12 protein-coding genes are annotated in these 14458 nt (G+C 70.5%); 9 read left to right on the forward strand and 3 right to left on the reverse strand.

Translation table 11 applies throughout. The features are described from left to right. Positions 1–161 precede the first annotated feature (161 nt). From BLT23_RS15385 to BLT23_RS15395, 3 genes are all read left to right on the forward strand, one after another. Positions 162–1403, forward strand: coding sequence for a metallophosphoesterase family protein (locus BLT23_RS15385; RefSeq protein WP_245743973.1), 1242 nt, complete (start codon positions 162–164; stop codon positions 1401–1403). Further along, on the forward strand, positions 1403–5056 hold the full coding sequence (locus BLT23_RS15390) for an AAA family ATPase (RefSeq protein WP_090049748.1): 3654 nt from the start codon (positions 1403–1405) through the stop codon (positions 5054–5056). The genes BLT23_RS15385 and BLT23_RS15390 overlap by 1 nt, the downstream gene beginning before the upstream one ends. A 110-nt stretch (positions 5057–5166) precedes the next feature. Beyond that, entirely contained in the window at positions 5167–5817 is a 651-nt protein-coding gene (locus BLT23_RS15395; protein ID WP_090049750.1) for a helix-turn-helix domain-containing protein, read from the forward strand. Here the strand turns inward: BLT23_RS15395 and BLT23_RS15400 are convergent. Continuing rightward, on the reverse strand, positions 5799–6626 hold the full coding sequence (locus BLT23_RS15400) for a hypothetical protein (RefSeq protein ID WP_090049752.1): 828 nt from the start codon (positions 6624–6626) through the stop codon (positions 5799–5801). The genes BLT23_RS15395 and BLT23_RS15400 overlap by 19 nt on opposite strands. Before the next feature lie 153 nt (positions 6627–6779). On the opposite strand from BLT23_RS15400, the gene BLT23_RS15405 reads away from it, so the two are divergent. The 6 genes from BLT23_RS15405 to BLT23_RS15430 are packed head-to-tail and all read left to right on the forward strand — an operon-like array spanning position 6780 to position 11050. Beyond that, positions 6780–7175, forward strand: coding sequence for a hypothetical protein (locus BLT23_RS15405; RefSeq protein ID WP_218133759.1), 396 nt, complete (start codon positions 6780–6782; stop codon positions 7173–7175). Positions 7176–7191: 16 nt separating this feature from the next. After that, on the forward strand, positions 7192–7764 hold the full coding sequence (locus BLT23_RS15410) for a DUF3558 family protein (RefSeq protein WP_090049754.1): 573 nt from the start codon (positions 7192–7194) through the stop codon (positions 7762–7764). Positions 7765–7780: 16 nt separating this feature from the next. Next, complete coding sequence (locus tag BLT23_RS15415; RefSeq protein ID WP_090049756.1) at positions 7781–8353, forward strand: DUF3558 domain-containing protein; 573 nt, start codon at positions 7781–7783, stop codon at positions 8351–8353. Positions 8354–8369: 16 nt separating this feature from the next. Next, positions 8370–8924 (forward strand): DUF3558 domain-containing protein, encoded by a 555-nt coding sequence (locus tag BLT23_RS15420; protein ID WP_176946764.1) that lies wholly within the window; start codon positions 8370–8372, stop codon positions 8922–8924. Between the two features lie 41 nt (positions 8925–8965). Next, a complete protein-coding gene (locus BLT23_RS15425; RefSeq protein WP_176946765.1) occupies positions 8966–10261 on the forward strand; it encodes a PPE domain-containing protein in 1296 nt (431 codons plus the stop codon). A 9-nt stretch (positions 10262–10270) separates the two neighbouring features. Further along, positions 10271–11050, forward strand: a complete 780-nt coding sequence (locus tag BLT23_RS15430; RefSeq protein ID WP_090049762.1) for an ESX secretion-associated protein EspG — start codon at positions 10271–10273, stop codon at positions 11048–11050. Positions 11051–11054: 4 nt separating this feature from the next. Here the strand turns inward: BLT23_RS15430 and BLT23_RS15435 are convergent, their stop codons facing one another. Beyond that, a complete protein-coding gene (locus tag BLT23_RS15435; RefSeq protein WP_090050354.1) occupies positions 11055–12215 on the reverse strand; it encodes a lactate 2-monooxygenase in 1161 nt (386 codons plus the stop codon). 58 nt (positions 12216–12273) lie between these two features. After that, positions 12274–14433: a protein translocase subunit SecD gene (secD, locus tag BLT23_RS15440; protein ID WP_090049764.1), complete on the reverse strand. Its 2160-nt coding sequence runs from the start codon at positions 14431–14433 to the stop codon at positions 12274–12276. Positions 14434–14458 lie beyond the last annotated feature (25 nt).

A 14458-nucleotide genomic window follows, 5' to 3' on the forward strand; every position in this document is an offset into this window, starting at 1 on the left:
CGCAGCACCCGGCAGATACGTGAGAACTACTCATAATCGGCGTTCGTGACCCCTTGTAGCGCCCTGGCACACGGCTGCGATGTGCGAGCCATGATGCTCTTGCGTGATCACCTTTCAACGCCATTCCCCCTGGTCCGCTCGCTTCGGGGAAGAGCGCGGCGGTGACCGGGGTGCGGATCGTGCACGCGGCCGACATCCACCTCGACAGCCCTCTGCGCGGGCTCAGCAGGTTCGCCGACGAGGACCTCGCCCAGCACCTGCGGCTGGCGTCGCGGCGTGCGCTGGAGAACCTGGTGAAGCTGGTCGTCGACAAGGACGCTCAGGCTCTCGTGCTGGCCGGGGACATCTACGACGGTGACTGGAAGGACTACGCGACGGGTCAGTTCTTCGCCAGGCAGATGGACCTGCTGGACCAGCACCGGGTGCGCGTCTTCATGGTCGCGGGCAACCACGACGCCGCCAGCGTCGTCACGAAAGCCGTGCCCCTGCCCGGCAACGTCACCGTGATGAGCACCGACCAGCCGCAGTTGGAGATTGACGACGACCTGGGCCTGGCGGTCCACGGTCAGGGCTTCGCGGCGCGGGACGTCCACGACAACCTGGTGCTGGCGTACCCCGACCGGGTCGACGGCCTGGTGAACGTCGGCATCCTGCACACCGCGGTCTCGGGGGCGGAGGGGCACGCGAGGTACGCCCCGTGCGCACCCGCGGACCTGGAGCGGAAAGCCTACGAGTACTTCGCGCTGGGCCACGTCCACACCCGGCGGGTCGTGAACGAGGACCATTGGGTGGCCGCGTTCTCCGGCAACCTCCAGGGCAGGCACGTGAACGAGACCGGCCCGAAGGGCGCCCTGGTCGTGGACCTCGCCGTCGAGAGGAAGGCGGAGCTGTCCTTCGAGCCGCTGGACGTGGCCCGGTGGGGGCAAGTCCAGGTGGACGCCACCGGCCTGCGCTCGGTCGACGACGTCTACGACGCGGTGGCGCGCCGCCTGGCGGAAGAACGGGCGACGACGGGCGACCGGCCGCTGCTCGCCCGCGTCACGATCATCGGCGAGACTGCGGCGGCGGGGGCGTTGAGCGACCGGGTCCGGCTGACCGAGACGGTGCGGCCACTCGCGGAACGCACCGGGGTCACGATCGAGAAAGCCGTCTCGCACGCACGAGCACCGCGGAGCGGGAGCAGGGTTGAGGAGCGGTTGCTCGACGCTGTCCTCCGGCGGCGCCAGGAGCTGACCGAGGATCTCGGCCCCGTCCACGAGATGGCGAAAATGCCCAACCGCGACTTCGGCTTCGAACTGCGCAGGAGCGGCCTGCTCGACCTGCTCGACGACGACGCCCTGCGCGGGATCACCACAAGGGCGATGGACGACCTGCTGGCCAAGATGTCCTCCGAGGTGAACTGATGCGCGTCAGAAGGCTCGAACTCGCCCGCTACGGAGCCTTCGAAGGCAGGTCGGTCGAGTTCGGCACCGGCCTCAGCCTCGTCCTCGGCGGCAATGAGACCGGCAAGAGCACGACCCTCGACGCCCTGGCCGATCTGCTGTGGTCGATCCCGCTCAACTCGTCGCGCAGCTACCGCTTCAGCAGGCAGGCACTGGCGCTGCGCGCCGACCTCCTTCTCCCGGACGAGACGGAGCTGCGCGTCGAACGCGTCGCGAGCGGCTTGAGCGACCCCGTGACCCGCGCCGGGATCGCGGAGGTGTGGCAGGGCGACGGGGACGACCGCAGCCTCTGGAAGACCTCGTTCGGGCTGTCGCACGAAGCCCTGCGGGCTGGTGGGCGGGACCTGTGCCAGGCGAAGGGCGACCTCGCCTCGTTGATCTTCCGGGCCCGCAGCGGGCACTCGGTCCACGGCATCCTCGAAGACCTGTCGGCACGGGCCGACGCGCTCTACCGGAGCCACCGCAACAACAAGAACGTCGAGGCACGCCGGGCACTCGCCGAGTACGAGGAGGCCAAGACCGAGGCGGAACAGGCGATGGCCCGCGCCCACCAGGTGATGGACGTGCGGGCGGCGGTCGAACGGGCCAAGGCCGACCTCTCCCAGCGACGTGCCGAGGCCGGCACGGCCAAAATCGAGCACGACACGTGGAGCGCGAAGCTCAGGATCGCCGGAGCGGTCCGGGACCTGGCACGCCTGCGGGCCCGCGCGGCCGAGCTGCGCGCCGCCGGTCCGTACCTGCTGGGTGAGGATCTCGCTGCCTGGGAGGAGGCGGCCGGGCAGCTCCAGGCGCTCGACGAGATCCTCGCGGACGTCGAGCGGCAGCGGGAGAAGGTGGGCGAGCAGTCCGCGGCGGTCACCGTCGAGCACGAGGTCCTGGCGGAACAGTCCGCGATCACGCTGCTGGCCCACGAGTGCACGGCACGGACCGAGGGCATGACCACCGCCGAGACCGCCCGCACCGATGCCGACCGGCTGGACCATGAGGCCGCGGTGCTGCTCTCCGGTCTCACCGGTACCGACGACCTGCCGGTCGCGGACGCGCTGTCCCGGCTGTGGCTCGGCGAGGACCGGATCGCCGAGCTGGACGCCGTCGCGGCGAAACTCGACGAGGCGGACCAGGAACTGGCCACGGCCGAGCAGACGCTATCGGCCGCCCTCCGCCAGGAAGCCGCCGACAGCCGCGGCCAGGCCGCGCCACCTCCGGAATCCATCGCGGCGCTGCGCGAGGCCGTCGACTCGCTGAAGGTGCCGGGGTCGGCGTCGGCAGCGTTCAACGAGGCGCTGCACGCGGCGCACGAGGCGACCTCCGAGCGCGCTGCTCTGCTCACGAGTGCGGGTCTTCCCGCGAACACGACCCTCGGCGCCGTTCCGTCGGTGAACGCCGTCAGGACCAGCGGTGACCGCCTCGTCGCGTGCGAGGAGGCGGAACGCGCCGCGCAACGCGCGGTAGAGCTGGCCGCACGACAGGTCGACAAGCTCGAAAAGCGGTTGCGTGTGAGCGGTGATCACGACGTGCCCACCCCCACCGCGGTGGCGGACGCGCGTGCCGGACGGGACAGGCTCGTCGACGACGTCGTGCGGGCGTGGGTGACGGGGGTTCCCGCGACGAACGCGCCAGACCTCCCGGTGGCGGTGGAACGCGCCGTTCGGCAGGCCGATCACGTCGCAGACCTGCTGTCCGAGCACCGGGAAGCGGTCGCGGCACGAGCGGGTCTGCTCGCTCAGATAACGGCTGCCCAGGCAGAGGCCGCCGACGCGGCGGGACAGGCCGACGCGGCGGCGTCCGAACTGGCCGGGGCACGAGACGCCTGGACGGCCGTCTGGCGGCCCGCGGGTGTGGCCGCTCCCCCGCCCGCCGAGGCGGACGCGTATCGCGCGCTCCTGGTCGACGCGCTGGCCGCCGAGGGCAGGGCCACGGCGGCGCGGGACCTCGTGGAGGATCTGCACCCCCAGGCCGAACAGCAACGCGCCTACCTGACCGAGGTGCTTGCGCGAGCCGGGCGTCCCCGCCCCGGCGCCGATCCGGACAGCCTGCTGGCGGCCGCCGAGCAGGTGCTCGCCGAGGACGACGACGCCCGTGCGTCGCGGGCCGTGGCGGAGCGGATGCGAACGTTGCGGGAGGAGGCGCAGCACCAGCGGGACCAGGCGTCGGCGACTCGCGCTTCGGCCGACGCGAAGTGGAGGGGTGCCCTCACCGCGGCCGGGTTGCCCACGTCGAGTCCGGCGGGGTGGTACCGGCGGCGAGATGTCGTGGCGCAGGCCCGTGTCCTGCACACCGATGCGAAACGCCGCCGGGACGAAGCCGGTGTGCTCCAGGAGCGCTATGAGATCTTCGCGGGAGAACTCGCCAGGGTGACGGCCCGGCTGGGCATCGACCTGACCGCCGATCCCGCGGAGACCACCGCTCTGCTGGCCGACCGCCTGCAAGCGGCACAACAGGCCAGAACGAGGTCGGACGACTTCGAGGCCCGGCTCGCCGCCCTGGAGAAGGACATCGAGAGCACCGCACGACGGCGGCAATCCGCTCTCGATGAACTGGCGGATCTCGGAGGCCGTACCGGGACCGGTGATCTGGAACGGGCGGCGGGCCGAGGGCGGCACCTCGCCGAACTCGAAGAACGGGTCGCGAAGCACACCGAGATAGTCAGGGCCGCACTGCCGGACCTCGACGTCGAGCAGGTGGTGTCCGAACTGGCGGACGCCGACGCCGAGTCCCTGCGTTCTGCGGCGGCGTCCGCCGCAGAACGCGCCCAGGCAGCCGATGAAGCTCTTGATCGGGCGTTCACGGACCATGTCCGGCTGACGCAGCAGTATCAGGAGCTGACCACGCGCCCCGGAGCGGCGGAACTGCACGCCAAGGCCGAGGAGAAGCTGTCCGCACTCGCCGAGCGCGTCGAGGAGTACCTGGTCGTCGAGATCCAGCGGACCGTCCTGCGAGACGAATTGGAGGCCTACGAGCGCAAGCACGCCTCACCACTGCTCGACGCGGCGGGCCGCATCCTCGAACAGCTGACCGAGGGCCGGTACGTCGGGCTGCGACCCGTTCACGGCAAGGATGGGCGATCGTTGCGGGTGGTGGGGGCGGACGAACAAGCGCACGCACCCGACGAACTGTCCGAGGGGACGGCGGACCAGGCGTTCCTCGCACTGCGGCTCGCGGGCATCGCGTCGTTGCAGGAGAAGCGGGTGGCTCGCGGCCTGCCCACCCTCCCTGTCGTCCTCGATGACGTGCTGATGACGTTCGACGACGCCAGGGCCGCGGCGGCCATCCGCGTAATGGCCGAGTTGGCGGAGCGGTGGCAGATCATCGTGCTCAGCCACCACACGCACATCCGTCAGGTGGCGGAGGGCCTGGGCTTGGCCGGCGTGACCGTGTCGGAACTCGTGGCACCGGCGGCACTGGAGCCAACGCGCGCCGCGGAGGAAGTCCGTGCCGCGATCCGTGAGGGCGCGGCGCGGGAAGAGGTCGCACCGGTTCACATCGCCCGCCCCAGTCAGGCGCAGGACCTGACGGCCGTGCGGGTGTGGGCGCGGCAGAACGGGTTCTCGGTCAAGGAACGGGGACGCGTGCCCAGCGACGTGATCAAGGCATACGAAGCCGCGAACGCGTGAACGGGTCGCGGAGAGGCTCGTTCACCCAGGTCAGAGCACGTTGATGAGCCGCTGACGCGATATCGTCCATCTGACGCCGCATCCTTCTGGATGCGGCGTCATTTGCTTTGATGGAACCCGTGTACGCCGAACGTCCCGCTCCCGCGGGTCTGGCCTGTCTCTGGACGCGCACCGTGTCGTCACCGACCGTGCAGCGCGTCGTACCGGACGGCTGCACCGATCTCATGTGGACCCCGTCGACCGGTGCCCTGAACGTGGCCGGCCCCGACACGCAGGCGCAGCTCGCGTCCGTGGCCCCCGGCACGTTGTACGGCGTGCGGCTGCCGCCAGGCGCGTTCCCGTCGGTGTTCGGCGTGCCCGCCCACGCCGTGCGCGACCTCCGGGTGCCACTGACCGACCTCGTGCCGTCGGCGCGGCTGGAGTCGTTCACCTCGATGGTGGAGTTCTGCGCGTCCCGCGTGACGGTCGATCCTGTGCTGACCGCCACCGCCGCGTTGCTGCGGACCGGTGACGTGACGACGGCGGCGTGGGAGATCGGCCTGAGCGAGCGCCAGCTCCGGCGGCGTTGCCTCGACGCGTTCGGCTACCCGCCCAAGGTGCTGCAGCGGGTGCTGCGGTTCGACTCGGCGCTGCGCCTGGCGTGGACCGGCGTGCCGTTCGCCACCGTCGCCGCGGAGGCGGGCTACGCGGACCAGGCACACCTGGCCCGCGAGGTCCGCGCGCTCGCCGGCGTGTCGCTGGGTCAGCTGATCCGGCCGTGACGGCGCAATGTCAGCAATGCGTCGACCGTCGCGATCGAGCGCCATTCGAAACGGGTGATCGGCGTGAAGGCGGGGAAGTTGAAATCCCAACCACCGTCTTCCCGCTGACCTCGTTCCAGGGCGTCCAGATCTTTCTCGAGCTGTTCTTCGAAGAACCACCGGCAGGCGAGACTGGTCGGTTTCCGCGCGTACTCGTGCGGCCCCAACACCTCACCTTCCGCATAACCCTCGGTGCTCGGCGTCAGGTGCCGCAGCTTCTCGGCGACCAGCTCCGCACGCGCCCGGTCCGGCACCTCGTCCAGGAACATCGCCGCCGCGCGCAGCTCGTACGGGTGGGTCTCCCGCAGCTCGTCGATCTTCAGCCAGCAGTAGTCCGTCGCCAGGTCCAGCCACGGATGACTCACCCCGAGCTCGTGCAACGCGGCCGCGATCTGCGCCGTGAGCAGCAGTCCGCCCTGGTCGTCGGCGGTGATCCAGGGCGCCATCGGGTGCCCCTTCGAGGTCGACAGGCCGAACGGGACACTGCCGTCGGGACACGTCGCTTCGAGCCAGCCCAGCACCGGCTCGGCGTGCTCGGGGGCTCCCGCCTCGGCGAACATCTGCAGGGCGCGCAGAACGTGCAACGGCTGGCTGGTGGGCCCCCGGTGATCGGGTTCGAGCCCGTACCCGTACCCGCCGTCGTCGTTGCGGTAAGCCAGCACCGCACGCACCACCGCTTCGGCACCACCACCGTCGAAAGCGTGCTCGAACCAGCGTTGCTCCAGCGTGCGGGCATTGTGCCAGAGGAAGTACCTCGCGCGTTCGATCATGTGCCGACCGTAGGCCGGTGGGCGGGCGGGGTCTTGAACGAAACGGCCATGTGACCTGATCAGCTCATTCGTTCGCCTACGGGCGGAACCGCGGCTGTGTAAAAATCCTCTTACCGGGGTGTGGAGTTCTGAGGGGAGCTGGCTGAGATGCTGATGTTCGACGCAGTGGTGCCGGTGACGAAGGCCGTGGCGGCGGGTGCCGCTGCGGGCGCGGCGGCGGGTGCCTCAGCCGGTGGAACCGCGAAGTTCAGCGTCGACCCCGACCAGGCCGAGAAGATGATCCAGGGTCTCGAAGCCGCCGTCGCCCGGCTGCGCCAGCTGCGCACCACGGGAGACGAGCTGACCCAGTCCGGCGCCCCCGGTCCCGACCCGTACAGCGGCTGGGCCACCCTGGCGATGCGCAGGAGCGCCGGCGACCAGGACGGTGGCTACGTCTGGTCCAACGACAAGGCACGCGTCGCGCTCGAGCAGACCATCGCGAACATCAAGAAGGCCCTGGCCGAGTACCGGGGCACTGACGAAGCCGCTGAGAACGCGGTGAAGGGCTGAGACGACCTTGAAGCGCATGACCGCTCTGCTGACCGCCGTCATCGCCGTCGGCGTGCTCGCCGGCTGCTCCGAGAAGACCGGCGGCACCGCGGGCACGACCCTCACAACCGGCGGTGGTCAGACGAGCACAGCTCCCACCAGCGAGAGCTCGTCCTCCGGTCTCAGCATCGCCAAGTTCGCCGACAAGCCGTGCGACCTGCTCACGGAGGCCCAGGTCGCGAAGCTGGGCGAGGTCGCCGCACCCAAGACGAGCACGAGCACGCTCGGCCCGAAGTGCACCTGGGAGGGCAAGGACATCCTCAAGAACTCCACGTACGTCGTCTACGCGACGGTGGACCAGGACGTGGAGGCCATGGTCGACCGCGTCAAGACCAACCCGATCTTCACCGAGAAGAAGATCGGCGACGTCCGCGTCTTCATCAACGACTCGACGGACGGCGTGATCCACTGCCGGGCGATCATCGAGGTCTCGAAGACCGACTCCGCCACCGTCGACGCCGACATCGCCGCGGAGGAGCGGGCGGCCAAGCCGGCGTGCACCGAGGCCGAGTCGGTCGCGGCCATGGTCATCGAGACGCTGAAGGGGTAGCGCGACCTTGAAGCGCATGGCCGCCTCGTTCACCGCCGTCATCGGTGCCGTCGTCATCGCCGGCTGCTCGATGCAGGCCAGTGGCAGCGCGGGTACGGCTTCCCCCGTCAGCGGAGACCTGACCAGCAGCACATCCGCCGGTGAAGGATCGTCTCCGGGCCTCAGCATCGCCGAGTTCGCCGACAACCCCTGCGACGTGCTGACCGCGGAGCAGGTGGCGAAGCTCGGCGGCGTGAACGCCGGGAAGCCTGGGACCAGCACGCTCGGCGTGACCTGCGAGTGGGCGGGCAAGGTTCCCACCGACAACTCCACGTACACGGTCTACGTCACCGAGGACAGGGACGTGGAGGCCATGGTCCAGAACGTCAAGGGCCAGCCGATCTTCACCGACAAGAAGATCGGTGACGTGCGGGTGGTGGTCAACGACTCGACCGACGGAACCCTGCACTGCAGGGCGATCATCGAGGTCGGCAAGACCGACTCGGTCACCGTGGACGCCAGGATCGCCGCCGCCGAGCGCGCTTCGAAGCCGGCGTGCACCGAGGTCGAGTCGGTCGCGACGATGGTCATCGAGACGCTGAGGGGGTGAGCACACCTTGAAACGCTTGATCGCTCTGCTGACCGCCGTCGCCGCCGTCGGCGGGTGCACCGGCACGAAGACCGACGGGGCCGCCACCGCGGCGTCCGCGAACACGGCCGGAACGACGAGCAGCGCGCCTTCGGACAACGGCCCGAGCATCAGCCAGTTCGTGGCCAACCCGTGCGGCATCCTCGATGCCGACCAGGTGGTGACTCTCGGCTCGGTTCGCGCGGCCACGCCCGGAACCGGCACACTCGGCCCGAACTGCACCTGGAAGGGCCAGGACGCGATCAAGAACTCGACCTACGTCGTCGCCGTGACCGAGGGGCAGGACTTCGAGGACATGGTCAGCAGGGTCAAGGCCAATCCCGTTTTCACCGACAAGGAACTCGACGGCATGCGCGTGATCACCACCGATCGCGCCGATGGTGAGCTCGCCTGCCTGACTTCCATCCAAGTCTCCAAGAGCGACTCGATCACGGTGCAGCTCAACACAGCCGCGGACGAACGGGCGACCAAGAAGGCGTGCCCGGAGACCGAGCGGGTCGCGCAGTTGATCGTCGAAAACCTGAGGGGGTAGCAGAAATGCCTGGAGATGAGCCGAACATCGCTGGTTTCGCAATGCTTCCCTTCGCGGGCGGTGAAACCGTCTACAAGTGGTTCGAGAAGGGCAGAGGCCCGAGCCGGAGCACAGCGCCCACCGCACAGGCGTGGCGAGAACTCTCGGCCGGCCACAACGACGTCTCGCGGCTGATCGAGAAGGCCGTCGCCGACTCCGGCGCGTCGTGGGAAGGCGCGGCGGGTGACGCGGCGCGGGGTGCCACCTCGCCGTTGGCGACCTGGGCCGACGTCACGGGGCAGTCGGCGACGTCGGCCGCGACCACGGCGGACACGGTGGGTCAGGCGTACGTCAACGCCAAGAACTCCATGTCGAAGCCGCCCGAGGTGCCGGACAAGCCGTTCCTCAACGACTGGGCGTTCTGGGAGACCGACTACGACCAGGCGGTCGAGAAGAACCAGCAGGTGAGCGAAGCGAACATGCGCGCGTTCAACCAGTACGGGAGCGCGGTCGAGGCGAGCACGAACAGCATGCCGACGTTCATCTCGCCGACTGCCAACGACGCGAGCATGGAGCAGGGGAACGGCTCCACGAACATCAGCAGTGTCGACAAGATCAACGATCACAGCGGCAACACCAGCGGTACCAACAACAACACGGGCTCCGGCAACCGCAGCGGGGTCGACAACGGCTCCACGAACACGTCCGGGTGGAAGCCGCCGGGTGACACTACGAACCCGTCTTGGCTGGAGCCCGGTCCGCCGAAGACGCAGACGCCTCCCGGTTTCGTCGACCCGAACGACCCGCGCAACCCGCGGCCACCCGGTACCGACGTCGGTGTGCCGCCTGGTGGGCGGTATGACCCGAACAACCCCAACGACCCGCGCAACCGCGGGCGCCTCGACCCGAACGACCCGCGCAACCGTCCTGGTGGCACCAACAACGGTGGTCGCGGGCCCGGCGGTGGTGGCGGCGGAGGCGGCGCCGGTGGTGGCAGCCGTGGTGGTGGTCTCGGCGGTGGTGGTCTCGGCGGTGGTGGCCTCGGTGGCGCCGCGGCGGCTCGTGGCATCGGCGGGCCCGGTGGCATGGGTGGTGGGTTCGGTGGCGCGTCGGGTGTGGCCGGTGACGCCGGTCGCGGTGGCGGCAGCTTCGGGCCCACCGGTGCCGGATCGGCTGGTGCGGCGGGTGCCGCCGGTCGTGGCGGCTTGGGTGGCATGGGTGCCGGTGCGATGGGCGCCGGTGCCGGTCGTGGGCAGGGAGAAGAGGACAAGGAGCACAAGTCCGCGTCCTACCTGCAGGAGACCGAGGACATCTTCGGTGACGGGACGATGGTGGCACCGCCCGTCATCGGCGGCTAAGGGGAGAACGTGCTTCGGAGCAAGGTCGCCATCGGGGTCACGGCGCTCTACCAGGCGTGGCAGGCCGCCGGTCTGCCGTCGCTGCACAGGGCGCTGCTGACCCAGGTCGACTTCGACGAGGAGCGCCTCGAGTCGGGTGACGTGGGCGAGCTGGAACAGCTGCAGCGCTCGGCCTGGGCGCAGCTCGAGCAGTACGGGCTCGCGCGGGGCGGGCAGGTCCACCCGGACCTGGCCGGCGCGTTGCGGCTCGTGGTCGAGGCGGGTGTGGAGTACTGGGCGTTCTTCAGCGCGAAGGACGGCCCTCAGCAGAGCGCGCTGGTCGTGGCGAACGGCCAGGACGTGCTGCGGATCGTGCTCACGCCCGACAAGCTCTTCGTGCTCGAGCCGATCCGCGCGGAGGAGGCCCCGCAGGCACTGGTGGGTGCTCTGCCGCCCACGCCGGCGGGCAAGGGCGCCCCGATCACGGTGCCCGAGGACGCGCTGAAGCCGAAGCAGCAGCCCCGCTACGAGGACACCGGGTCGTTCCTGCAGCAGAGCCGTCCGGTGAGCACGCCGAACGACCAGCTGGTCACGCAGCTGAAGGAGATCCTGAACCAGCCGCGCACCGGCGGTGGCCAGGTCTTCTCGGCCAAGCGCGACCACCTCGGCCGCAAGCAGCGCTGCGTTCACCCGCTCACGTTCATCGACACGCCGGGTGGACGGTACCTCGCGGCCAAGAGCGAGGGCTGGCTGCGGGTGCAGCCAGCCGACTTCGGCACGCTCGCCCGCATGACCGCGACGATGCCGTAGGACGTCAGGAGAACCGCAGCGCGTCCGGCCCCAGGTCGGCCGGGCTGCGGTGTCCCGACAGCCCGAGCGTGAGGTCGAAGTCCGCGAGCAGGCCGCGCAGCACGTGCTTCACACCGACCTGGCCGCCGTGCGCGAGCCCGTACGCGAAGGGCCGTCCGACCATCACGGCCTTGGCGCCCAGCGCCAGTGCCTTCACGATGTCCGCGCCCGTGCGCACGCCGGAGTCGAACAGCACGTCGACCTGCTCCCCCACCGCCTCGACGATCGACGGCAGCGCGTCCAGCGACGCGACCGCGCCGTCGACCTGGCGGCCGCCGTGGTTGGACACGACGACACCATCCATTCCGGACTCGACGGCCCTGCGCGCGTCGTCGGCGTGCTGGATTCCTTTCAGGACGATCGGGCCGTCCCAGTGCTCGCGCAGGAACGACAGCTGGTCCCACGACTTGTCGGTGCCGGTGAACAGCTGCACCCACCGCAGGATCGCCATCGGCAGGTCGTCCTCCGGCGCCTTCTGCAGCCCGGCGCGGAAAGCCGGGTCGCTGAACGGGATCGCCGTGCCGACGCCGCGCAGGAACGGCAGGTACGCCTGGTCGAGGTCGTGCGGCCGCCACGCCAGCGTCCACGTGTCGAGCGTGACGACCAGCGCGGTGTACCCGGCCTTCTTCGCGCGCTCCAGCAACGACGCGCACACGTCGGGGTCGTTCGGCCAGTAGAGCTGGTACCAGCGCGGCCCTTCGCCGGACGCCTCCGCGACCTCCTCGATGGTGTGCGACGACGCGGTCGACAGCACCATCGGCAGCCCGAGCTCCGCCGCGGCCCGCGCGGTCGCCAGCTCGCCGTCCGGGTGCAGGATCGACTGCACGCCAACGGGTGCGAGCATCACGGGTGCGGGCAGCTCGGTGCCCAGCACGGTGACGCCGAGGTGCCGTTCGGTCGCGTTCGTCAGCATCCGCGGCACGATCCGGACGCGGTCGAACGCCTCGCGGTTCGCGCGCATGGTGGCGCCCGATCCCGCGCCTCCCGCCACGTACCAGAACGGACCCGGGCCCAGCCGGTCACGCGCGGACTGCTCCAGCGCGTCCGGGTCGGTGGTGAACGGCGGCACGGTGCCGCCGAGTCCTTGCAGGTAGATCTCATTCTGGTACGAGGCGAAAGACGTCATGCGCATACTTTGCTACGACCGTGCGGGGCTGGGAAGCACCAGCCCCGCACGCCCGGAACTACACCTGTGCGGTCGCCTGCCGCGCGGGCTTTTTCGCGGCCGGGCGACGCGGCCAGCGCGACTCCAGCCAGATGGCGATCGGCGCGGCGGTGACCACAGTGGACGCCGTGCCCGCGACGAGGCCGATCAGCAGTGCCGTCGCGAAGTTGGCCAGGGAGCCGTCGCCCAGGACCAGCAGGGCGGCCAGCACGAACAGCACACCGATGCCGGTGTTCACGGTGCGGGGCACGGTCTGCACCACCGCGTCGGACACGACGTCCGGATACGGTGACTTGAACCGGGACCCGCGCAGCTCGCGCAGGCGGTCGAAGACGACCACCGAGTCGTTCACCGAGTAGCCGATGACGGTCAGCAGGGCGGCGAGGAACACGCCGTCGGCGGTCTTGCCCAGCCACGCGAACACGCCGACCAGCACGAGGACGTCGCTCAGCAGGGCGGCGACGGTGGCGAGGCCGAGGCGCCAGTCGAAGCGGACCGCCAGGTAGACGAGCTGGGCGGCGACGGCGATGGCGAGGCCGATCACGGCGTTGCGGCGCAGTTCGGAGGACAGCGACGGGCCGATGAGCTCGTTGCTGGACTGGCGGGCGCCGCCGTCGACCGCGGACGACACGACCTGGCCGATGCGGTTGGACGTCGCGTCGTCGATCGGGCCGGTGCGCAGGGTGATCTCGTTGCCGGACGAGGAGACGACGACGTCGTCGAAGCCCGCGTCGGCCAGTGCGGTGCGCACGCGGCCCGCGTCGACGGCGCCGCTCGCGTCGAAGTCGAGCATGCGGCCGCCGGTGAACTCGACGCCGAGGTTGAGGCCGCGGGCGAACAGGCCCGCCACCGCCACCAGGATGAGCACGCCGGCGCTGGCCAGCCACAGCCACGGGCGCCGGTAGAGGACCACGGACAGCCGCTGGCGGACGAAGCCGAGCGTGTGCAGGCCGCTCAGGGCGGGGCGCTTCGCGATGAACCGGGTGCCCATCGCCCACTCGACCAGCACGCGCGACAGCACCAGGGCGCTGAACATCGACGCCAGCACACCGATGGTCAGCGTGACGCCGAAGCCCCTGACCGGGCCGGTGGCGAGCCAGAACAGCAGCCCGGCCGCGAGCAGGGTGGTGACGTTCGAGTCGGCGATCGCGCTCAGCGCGCCGCGGAAGCCGTTCTCCGAGGCGCGCCGGAGGTTCGCTTTCCGCCCGTACTCCTCCCTGGCCCGTTCGAAGATCAGGACGTTCGCGTCGACCGCCATGCCGATCGCCAGCACGAAGCCGGCGAGGCCCGGCAACGTCAGGGTCGCCCCCACGGCGAGCAGGCCCGCGTAGGCGACGGCCGCGTAGCCGATGAGGGCGAGAACGGCCAGGAAGCCCGCGAGCCGGTAGGCGATCATGAGAAACAGCGAGGTCAGGGCGATGCCGATGATGGCGGCCTTGGCGCTCGCGTCGATCGCCTCTGCGCCGAGGGTGGCGCCGACGGTGCGCTGCTCGATGACCTCGACCGGCACGGGCAGGGCGCCGGAGCGGATGACGAGGGCGAGCTCCTTGGCCTCCTCCTGGCCGAAGCGGCCGGTGATCGTGGTGGCGCCACCGGCCTGACCGGCGCCGCACGGCGTGTCGAGGCTGACCTCGGGCGACGAGATGGTCTCGCCGTCCAGCACGAACGCGATCTGGCGGCCGGGCGTGCCGGACGGCTCGCAGGCCGCCTCACCGGTGACCTTCTGCCAGGTGCCCGCACCGGCGCCCTGGAACTGGATGTTGACGACGAAGCCCGCGCCCTGCGAGTTGCGCGCGGACTGCGCGTCCGAGATGCCCTCACCGGTCATCACGGTCTCGCCGTTGCGCTGCACGTTCAGCTGCGCGGTGCGGCCGAGGACCTTGACGGCCTCCTCGGGGTCCTGCACGCCGGGCAGCTCGACGACGATGCGGTTCTCGCCGGAGCGGGCGATCACCGGTTCGGCCACGCCGAGCGCGTCGACGCGGCGGCGCAGGACCTCGAGCGAGCGGTCGGCCGCGTCGGCGTCGCCCTTCGCCTCGAGCACGATCTGGGTTCCGCCGCGCAGGTCGAGGCCGAGGCGCGGATCGGTGGTGAGCAACAGGAATGCGGAGGCGACGAGGACACCGAGCGCTATGAGACCGCGCACGAGCAGGCCCCGTCGCGCGGTGTCGCGCGACATGGGTGGAAAAGCCTTCCGGGAGAAG

Origin of the sequence: Lentzea fradiae (assembly GCF_900100955.1) — a bacterium.
Classification (GTDB): domain Bacteria; phylum Actinomycetota; class Actinomycetes; order Mycobacteriales; family Pseudonocardiaceae; genus Lentzea; species Lentzea fradiae.